Raw genomic sequence first — 8,173 nt, 5'->3', positions numbered from 1 at the left:
CTCCCACAGGACCGAGGTTTACTGTGGGAGCCGGGCTTGCCCGCGATTCAGGCGCTGCGGTGTGTCAGTCATGGCGCGTAATCGTTCATCGCGGGCAAGCCTCGCTCCCACAGGACCGAGGTTTACTGTGGGAGCCGGGCTTGCCCGCGATATAGGCGCTGCGGTGTATCAGTCAGGGCGCGTAATCGTTCTTCGCGGGCAAGCCTCGCTCCAACAGGCTCCTGCGCGAATCACCTACACCAACACGATCTGATTCTTGCCCTGACGCTTGGCTTGATACATCGCTGCGTCAGCACGGGCGTAGAGGATTTCCAGGCTCTGGTCGTCCTCTCCCATGTTGGTCAGGCCCTGGCTGGCAGTGATGCCGAAGGTTTTGTCGCCGCGCTGGAAACTCAATCGCTGAATTTCTCGCTGCAGGCGCTCGGCGATTTGCTTGGCCATGTCTGGCGCACAACCCGGGAACACCGCAGCAAACTCCTCACCGCCAATACGGCCGAACAAATCCCCGCGTCTTAACGTCGTTCGGCCGCATTCAGCGATTTTCTGCAGCACCAAATCGCCTTCCTGGTGCCCGTAGGTGTCGTTGACCAGCTTGAAGTCATCGATGTCCAGCAACAGAAATGCCAACGGCGTGCCATGCAGGCGCGCCAATTCAAACTCGCGCTGGGCGCATTCGAAGAAATGCCGGCGGTTGCTGCTTTGTGTCAGCACGTCGGTTGTCGCCAGGCGCTGCAGTTCGCTTTCCAGCTCTTTCTTTTCGGTGATGTCTTCTGCGATGCCCACCACGACGAGACGCTGCTCGGCGTCGGTCTGGTGACTTACGAAGCATTTGTCGCTGATCCAGCGGACTTCGCCGTCGGCACGGATGATTCGGTATTCGCGATCTTCCACAGCGCCTTTCTCGATAACTTCGTTGAGGCTGCGCTCAGCGTAGTTGAGGTCATCGGGGTAAATGCTGTCGCGCCATTCGCCGTAGTCGGCCAGCAACAAACCTGCAGAGCGGCCGAAGATGCGTTCGTAAGCCGGGCTGACGTAGATCATCCGTTGGGTGGCCCAGTCGAAGGCCCAGAGCACAGCATTGACGCTGACCAGCAGCGAGCTGAACAGTTGCTCACGTTCACTCAGGCGTGCGACTTCTGCCTGGGCGTGCATCAGCGCCAGTAGCGTCTCGGCAGCGGCGGGATTGTCAGTATGGGGTGTCAGTAGATTTTTGTTGTCCATGGCACTGCATCTCAGAATAAGGTGCGGCGCACAGCCACAACATTCCCCGCACGGGGTCGCGGGCTGTTGTTCTGAGTGGATTTAGGGGATGAAGTTCAAATCAGGCGCGCCCGAATTCGGGCGCGCTGATCAGTGGCTTCAAGCGTGCGCAGGGCGCAGCGAGTAGGTTTTGAGCTGGTCGGCGAAGTCGCGCAGGGACTGAATACCACTGGCTTCGGCTTCGTGAATCCAGTCTTTCATGGCGGCCAGCATGTCGTGACCATTGCTGCTGGTCTTGACCCAGATCTGCTGCAGGGCCAGGCGTTTTTCGTAGATCACTTTGAGCGCGTGGCTGTGCTCCAGCATGGTCTGAATGCGCAAGTGATGCTTGTCATCCAGTAGGCTGGTTTCACGGGACAACAGCCGTTTGGCGCGATGGAATTGATGGCGTACCGAAGCGTCGGCCTTAGCCAGTTCCTGAGCAACCAGTGGGCCGATCACCAGCTTGCGGTACTGGGCCATGATCTGGAAACGGTTGTTGAGGATCGCCATGGCGGTATCCATGTCGATACTGCCTTTGCCCTCGACGCGGTGCGCGATAGGTGCAACCCGCTGCACTTTGGCCAGACGCAGGGCACTGAATACTTTGATCCACGCCCAGCCCATGTCGAACTCCCACTTCTTGACCGACAACTTGGCCGAGTTCGGGTAGGTGTGATGGTTGTTATGCAGCTCTTCGCCGCCAATGATGATGCCCCATGGCACCAGATTGGTTGCTGCATCACGGCATTCGAAGTTGCGATAACCGACGGCATGGCCCAGGCCATTGACGACGCCAGCCGCCCAGAAAGGAATCCACATCATCTGAATCGCCCAGACGGTGATGCCCAGCGCGCCGAACAAGAGCAGGTCAATGACCGCCATGATCGCCACGCCCAGCAACGGATAAGGCGTATAGATTTTGCGTTCGATCCAGTCTTCCGGGCAGTTTTTGCCGTAAATGCGCAATGTGTCCGGATTTTCCGCCTCGGCCCGGTACAGTTCTGCGCCCTTGCGCAGTACAGTAGAAAGCCCTTTTACAACCGGGCTGTGCGGGTCATCGACGGTTTCGCATTTTGCATGGTGTTTGCGATGGATAGCGGTCCATTCGCGAGTGTTCTGCGCAGTGGTCAGCCACAGCCAGAAACGGAAGAAGTGTTTGAGGCCCGCATTCAGCTCCAGTGAGCGATGGGCGGAGTAGCGGTGAAGGTAAATAGTGACGGCGACAATCGTCACATGGGTCATGGCAAGAGTGACTGCCACTAACTGCCAGACTGAAAGGTCGAGCAAACCGTTGTACCACATAGGCTGTTTGGCCCTCGAAAAGACGCTTTGAATAAAAAAACAACAGTGCGCATTATCACTGAGCCACCAGATAAAACCAGTCGGGCTTAGAGATAAGAGTCGCCAGATGTTTCCTAATCTTTAATCCCGCATTTCATAAGGTTTTTAGTTTTCTTATGACCGACTCCTCTCGTGACGCACTGCGAACAGCCCTGTTTTATGGGGTTTTGTCGATTTTTTGGTTTGTCGTGTGTGATCACTGGCTGCCCGGGATGATCGAAAATCCGACTCGATTGGCGTTTGCCCAGCAGATGAGCGGTTATCTCTGGGTGGCGATCAGTGCCGTTTTCATCTTCATCGTTCGCAGCCAGTTACTGCGTTTCATGGGGGTCGATCTTATCCTGCGCCATCAACGCGAAGATCATGACCGTCTGCGTCTGGCGGCGGCGGTGTTCGATAGCACCCTTGAAGGTGTAGTCGTCACCGATAGCCAGGGGCAGATTGTCCACGTCAACCGCGCCTTCATGGAGATCACCGGTTATCAGCTGGACGAGGTTCTGGGCGTCAACCCGAGCAAGTTCAAATCCGGCCGTCATGGGCCCGAGTTCTACCGACAGATGTACCGCTCGATTCTTAGTGCGGGGCAGTGGAGCGGCGAAATCTGGAACCGCCGCAAAAGCGGTGAAATATACCCCCAGTGGCAAAGTATCCGCAGCGTGAAGGGTGACAGTGGCGAGATAAAGCACTTCGTCGCAGTGTTTTCCGATATCACCGCCATCAAGCGCTCAGAGCAGGATTTGTTGCAGCTGGCGCATTACGATCCCCTGACGGATTTGCCCAACCGCTTGCTGTTCATCGACCGCACGACGCAGGCACTTACCTATGCCCGCTCGAACAAGCGCGGCTGCGCGCTATTGCTAATCGATCTGGATCATTTCAAGAACATCAATGACAGCCTGGGGCATAACGTCGGCGACGAAGTGCTCAAGGCTGTGGCCGAGCGCCTCAAATCTTTGTTTGATGCTGATATGACCCTGGCGAGGCTGGGCGGTGATGAGTTTGCGCTGCTGATCGAAAACTGCCAGCAAGTGGTGCAGGTGGCCGGTTATGCACAGCGCATTCTGGATGGCTTCAAGACGCCGTTTTTACTGGGCAACCAGCAGTTGTTCATCAGTGCCAGTGTCGGTATCAGCTTGTTCCCTGGTGACGCCTCCAACCCGGCACAGCTGTTACGCAATGCTGACTCGGCGTTGTTCAAAGCCAAGAGCGACGGGCGCGAAGCGTATGCGTTGTACACCGAGGAGCTCACCGCGCACGCTCAGCAGCGGGTGCATCTGGCCAGTGAATTACGTCGCGCTATCGAGCGTCATGAGCTGCGGGTTTTTTATCAGCCGATTCACAACCTGCACACCAGCCGTATTCTGGGCGTCGAGGCGCTGGTGCGATGGCAACACCCCGAACGTGGGCTGGTGCCACCGGGGGAGTTCATCCCCATCGCCGAACAAAGCGGTCTGATTGCCGATATTGATGCCTGGGTATTGAACACGTCCTGCCAGCAGATGTGTGACTGGCTGGCGGCAGGCGTGGATATTTCCTTTGTGGCCGTCAACATTTCCAGCCGCCTGTTTGGCAGTGGTCATCTGGTTGAGCAGGTCGCCAAGGTGTTACGCGATACCGGGCTGGATCCGGCGCATCTGGAGCTGGAGGTGACCGAAAGCGCAGTGATGGAAGACCCTGATCAGGCTATCGAGCAAATGCACCGTTTGCGTGATCTCGGGCTGAGCCTGGCCATCGACGATTTTGGCACGGGTTATTCGTCGTTGTTGCGCCTGAAGCGCATGCCGGTGCAAAAGCTGAAGATTGATCAGGGTTTCGTCGCCGGTCTGCCTGGCGATGAAGATGATATCGCCATCGTGCGAGTGATTATTGCCCTGGCGCAAAGCATGGGCATGCGCGTACTGGCTGAAGGCATCGAGACGGTCGAACAGGCGGCGTTCTTGCTGGCCAACGATTGCGCAATGGGCCAAGGTTATTGGTTTGCGCGGCCAATGCCGGCTGAGCAGATTGATTGGGCGCATGCGCCGAGTTTTTAGCCAGCCGAAGAGGCAGCTCCTTTCAAACTCCCTACAAACCACAGAAATGAAATACATCCTGTAGAGCTCACCCAGGTTACGAGGCCAGCGATGGCGGAGTGTCAGGCAAACCGCTATCGCGGCCTCGCGGTGCTCGTGCGCTCCTACAGGTCCTATGTTTGGCCACCCCGAAGCAGCGCATACCTCATAAATTCATTTTGGTTATATGTAGATTCTTAAATAGTCTTTTTAAGAATATCCGTGCATCTCTAAGATTGCCTCCACGCCACAAGTGGAAACCTCGCGAACAGGTTCTTCAGGCCAATCTATTTCAAGGAGCACGATCATGAGCGCATCTCTGCGTAGCGTTGACGGTCAGGACGAAGCAGCGATTCTGCGCGAGATTCAGAGCGCGCTGCGCGATCTGCGTTTCGGGGCGGTGGAGATCACTGTGCATAACGCGCAGGTCGTCCAGATCGAGCGTAAGGAAAAGTTTCGTTTGCAGAACCCGGGTAACAAACCGAGCTGATTCACCTCGATCCTTGTAGGAGCTGCCGAAGGCTGCGAATGGCCTTTAGATCTGTTCGCAGCCTTCGGCAGCTCCTACAGAAAAGCTTCAAACCAAAATTAGAAAAAGCCAACAACACAACCAGATTTTCCAGGAGCTTGACCCATGTCCATTCGCCGTTATGCGCTGGCCGCACTCGCCAGTGCCGTGTTTGCCGGTTCCGCTGTTGCCAAGGATTACGAGCTGTTGAACGTCTCGTATGATCCGACGCGCGAGCTGTATCAGGAATACAACGCTGAGTTCATCAACTTCTGGAAGAAGTCCCATCCGGACGACAAAGTTGAAATCAAACAGTCCCACGGCGGTTCGGGCAAGCAAGGTCGTTCGGTAATCGACGGTCTGCGTGCTGATGTGGTGACCCTGGCTCTGGCCGGTGACATCGACGAAATCGCCAAATTGGGCAAAACCCTGCCGGAGAACTGGCAGACCCGTCTGCCGGACGCCAGCACGCCTTATACCTCGACCATCGTGTTCCTGGTGCGCAAGGGCAACCCGAAAGGCATCAAGGACTGGGGCGATCTGATCAAGAAAGACGTTTCGGTGATCACGCCAAACCCGAAAACCTCCGGCGGTGCTCGCTGGAACTTCCTGGCGGCTTACGGCTACGGCCTGAAAACCGGCGGCAGCGAAGCCAAAGCCAATGAGTACGTGAAAGAGCTGTTCAAGCACGTGCCAATTCTGGACACCGGTGCTCGCGGCTCGACCATCACGTTCGTCAACAACGGTCAGGGCGATGTGTTGCTGGCGTGGGAAAACGAAGCGTTCCTGGCACTGAAAGAAGATGGCGGCGCGGACAAGTTCGACATCGTCGTACCTTCACTGTCGATTCTGGCTGAGCCACCTGTCGCTGTTGTCGACAAAAACGCCGAGAAGAAAGGCAATACTGAAATCGCGACTGAATATTTGAAGCACCTGTACAGCAAAGAAGGTCAGGAAATCGCCGCGAAAAACTTCTACCGTCCACGTAACGCTGAAGTCGCTGCGAAGTACGAAAAACAGTTCCCTAAACTGGATCTGCTGACTATCGACAAAGACTTCGGCGGCTGGAAAACTGCGCAACCGAAATTCTTTAACGACGGCGGCATTTTCGATCAGATTTACCAGGCGCAGTAAGTGCACGACTGCACCGCGTTGACCCGGTAGGAGCGAACTTGTTCGCGAGGCGGTGAGCCTGACACACCTCGCCCACCGTCTCGCGAACAAGTTCGCTCCTACCGGACATGCATTTCAAGTCGGTTGTATTCGCTGAACAATAGGACCCGCACTCGTTTGCGGGTTGCGTGTGTTAACCAAGGACTTTTATGTCGCGACGTATCTCCCCCGTCATACCCGGCTTCGGGCTGACGCTGGGTTACACCTTGGTGTACCTCAGTCTGATTGTGTTAATCCCGCTGGCGGCGATGTTTATCCACGCCGCGCAGCTGACCTGGGATCAATTCTGGGCAATCATCACTGCACCGCGCGTGCTGGCAGCTCTCAAGCTGAGCTTCAGTACGGCTTTCTACGCCGCTGTTATCAATGGCGTGATCGGTGTTTTGCTGGCGTGGGTGCTGGTGCGTTACACCTTCCCTGGTCGCAAGATCATCGATGCAATGATCGACCTGCCGTTCGCCCTGCCCACCGCTGTTGCCGGTATCGCCTTGACTGCGCTGTATGCACCTAACGGTCTGGTCGGGCAGTTCGCCACGGACCTGGGCTTCAAGATCGCTTACACGCCGCTGGGCATCACCCTCGCGCTGACCTTCGTCACGTTACCCTTCGTGGTGCGTACCGTGCAGCCCGTGCTGGCCGATATCCCGCGTGAGGTCGAAGAGGCTGCTGCGTGCCTGGGCGCGCGTCCGCTGCAAGTGTTCCGGCACATCCTTGTGCCTGCACTGTTGCCTGCGTGGTTGACCGGTTTTGCATTGGCGTTTGCCCGAGGTGTGGGCGAGTACGGTTCAGTGATTTTCATCGCGGGCAACATGCCGATGAAGACCGAGATCCTGCCCTTGCTGATCATGGTCAAGCTCGACCAGTACGACTACACAGGCGCTACGGCGATCGGCGTGATGATGCTGGTGGTTTCTTTCATTCTGTTGCTGCTGATCAACTTGCTGCAGCGGCGTATCGAAACCCCATCCTGAGGAGGCGCAGAACATGTCCCATTCATCTGTTTCAGCCGCCGCCTCTGCCAACGCTGCCCGCCGTGGCAGCGCGGTGTCGCGCCGGATTCTGATCATCCTGTGCTGGCTGGTATTCCTGCTGTTCCTGGGCTTGCCGCTGTTTATCGTGGTGTCTCAGGGACTGAAAAACGGCCTCGGCGCGTTCTTTACGGCGATCCTCGAACCAGACGCTCTGTCAGCCCTCAAGCTGACGGTTATCGCTGTGTTGATCTCAGTCCCGCTCAATCTGGTGTTCGGCGTCAGCGCCGCCTGGTGCGTGAGCAAGTACTCGTTCCGTGGCAAAAGCATCCTGGTGACGCTGATCGACCTGCCGTTCTCGGTTTCGCCGGTCATTGCCGGTCTGGTCTACGTGCTGATGTTCGGGGCTCAGGGCTTTTTCGGGCCGTGGCTGCAGGATCACGACATCCAGATCGTGTTCGCCTTGCCGGGCATCATTCTGGCGACCATCTTTGTCACTGTGCCTTTCGTGGCCCGTGAACTGATCCCGCTGATGCAGGAGCAGGGCACGCAAGAAGAAGAGGCCGCGCGTTTGCTGGGTGCCAATGGCTGGCAAATGTTCTGGTACGTGACCGTGCCGAACATCAAATGGGGCCTGATCTATGGCGTGGTGCTCTGTACCGCCCGTGCCATGGGTGAGTTCGGGGCGGTGTCGGTGGTCTCCGGGCACATCCGCGGCGTCACCAATACCCTGCCGCTACACGTCGAAATTCTCTACAACGAGTACAACCACGTTGCAGCGTTTGCCGTGGCGAGCCTGTTGCTGATCCTTGCGCTGTTTATCCTGCTGCTCAAGCAGTGGAGCGAAGCGCGCATTAACCGTCTGCGCCAAAGTGCGGCGGAGGAATAAT

General features: G+C 56.8%; 7 protein-coding genes. 5 read left to right on the top strand and 2 right to left on the bottom strand.

Going from position 1 to position 8,173, the window contains the following annotated elements; genetic code table 11:
* Positions 1-234: 234 nt before the first annotated feature.
* Positions 235-1,221, bottom strand: a complete 987-nt coding sequence (locus tag AUC61_RS03600) for a GGDEF domain-containing protein (RefSeq protein WP_122667368.1) — start codon at positions 1,219-1,221, stop codon at positions 235-237.
* 138 nt (positions 1,222-1,359) lie between these two features.
* Positions 1,360-2,544 (bottom strand): delta-9 fatty acid desaturase DesA, encoded by a 1,185-nt coding sequence (gene desA, locus AUC61_RS03595; protein ID WP_243244490.1) that lies wholly within the window; start codon positions 2,542-2,544, stop codon positions 1,360-1,362.
* A 155-nt stretch (positions 2,545-2,699) separates the two neighbouring features.
* Between desA and dibA the strand changes: the two genes are divergently transcribed.
* The 5 genes from dibA (at position 2,700) to cysW (ending at position 8,172) form a co-directional block, all read left to right on the top strand.
* The gene (gene dibA, locus AUC61_RS03590) at positions 2,700-4,616 is read left to right on the top strand and encodes a phosphodiesterase DibA (RefSeq protein WP_243244489.1); all 1,917 of its coding nucleotides are present in this window, start codon (positions 2,700-2,702) and stop codon (positions 4,614-4,616) included.
* Between the two features lie 325 nt (positions 4,617-4,941).
* Positions 4,942-5,124 (top strand): sulfur starvation response protein OscA, encoded by a 183-nt coding sequence (oscA, locus tag AUC61_RS03585; protein ID WP_003170956.1) that lies wholly within the window; start codon positions 4,942-4,944, stop codon positions 5,122-5,124.
* A 144-nt stretch (positions 5,125-5,268) separates the two neighbouring features.
* Complete coding sequence (locus AUC61_RS03580) at positions 5,269-6,276, top strand: sulfate ABC transporter substrate-binding protein (RefSeq protein WP_122667371.1); 1,008 nt, start codon at positions 5,269-5,271, stop codon at positions 6,274-6,276.
* Between the two features lie 188 nt (positions 6,277-6,464).
* Positions 6,465-7,286, top strand: coding sequence for a sulfate ABC transporter permease subunit CysT (gene cysT, locus AUC61_RS03575; protein ID WP_122667372.1), 822 nt, complete (start codon positions 6,465-6,467; stop codon positions 7,284-7,286).
* 13 nt (positions 7,287-7,299) lie between these two features.
* Entirely contained in the window at positions 7,300-8,172 is an 873-nt protein-coding gene (gene cysW / locus AUC61_RS03570; RefSeq protein WP_243244488.1) for a sulfate ABC transporter permease subunit CysW, read from the top strand.
* Position 8,173: the final 1 nt, after the last annotated feature.

The sequence above is a fragment of the Pseudomonas maioricensis genome (assembly GCF_022790535.1).
In the GTDB taxonomy this organism is placed as follows: domain Bacteria; phylum Pseudomonadota; class Gammaproteobacteria; order Pseudomonadales; family Pseudomonadaceae; genus Aquipseudomonas; species Aquipseudomonas maioricensis.
This window is presented reverse-complemented; position numbering and strand designations above follow the sequence as displayed.

Excerpts from the sequence above, each read along its gene's own strand:
- AUC61_RS03600 (WP_122667368.1), bottom strand. The coding sequence starts at position 1,221 with ATGGACAACAAAAATCTACTGACACCCCATACTGACAATCCCGCCGCT.
- desA (WP_243244490.1), bottom strand. The coding sequence starts at position 2,544 with ATGTGGTACAACGGTTTGCTCGACCTTTCAGTCTGGCAGTTAGTGGCA.
- dibA (WP_243244489.1), top strand. The coding sequence starts at position 2,700 with ATGACCGACTCCTCTCGTGACGCACTGCGAACAGCCCTGTTTTATGGG.
- oscA (WP_003170956.1), top strand. The coding sequence starts at position 4,942 with ATGAGCGCATCTCTGCGTAGCGTTGACGGTCAGGACGAAGCAGCGATT.
- AUC61_RS03580 (WP_122667371.1), top strand. The coding sequence starts at position 5,269 with ATGTCCATTCGCCGTTATGCGCTGGCCGCACTCGCCAGTGCCGTGTTT.
- cysT (WP_122667372.1), top strand. The coding sequence starts at position 6,465 with ATGTCGCGACGTATCTCCCCCGTCATACCCGGCTTCGGGCTGACGCTG.
- cysW (WP_243244488.1), top strand. The coding sequence starts at position 7,300 with ATGTCCCATTCATCTGTTTCAGCCGCCGCCTCTGCCAACGCTGCCCGC.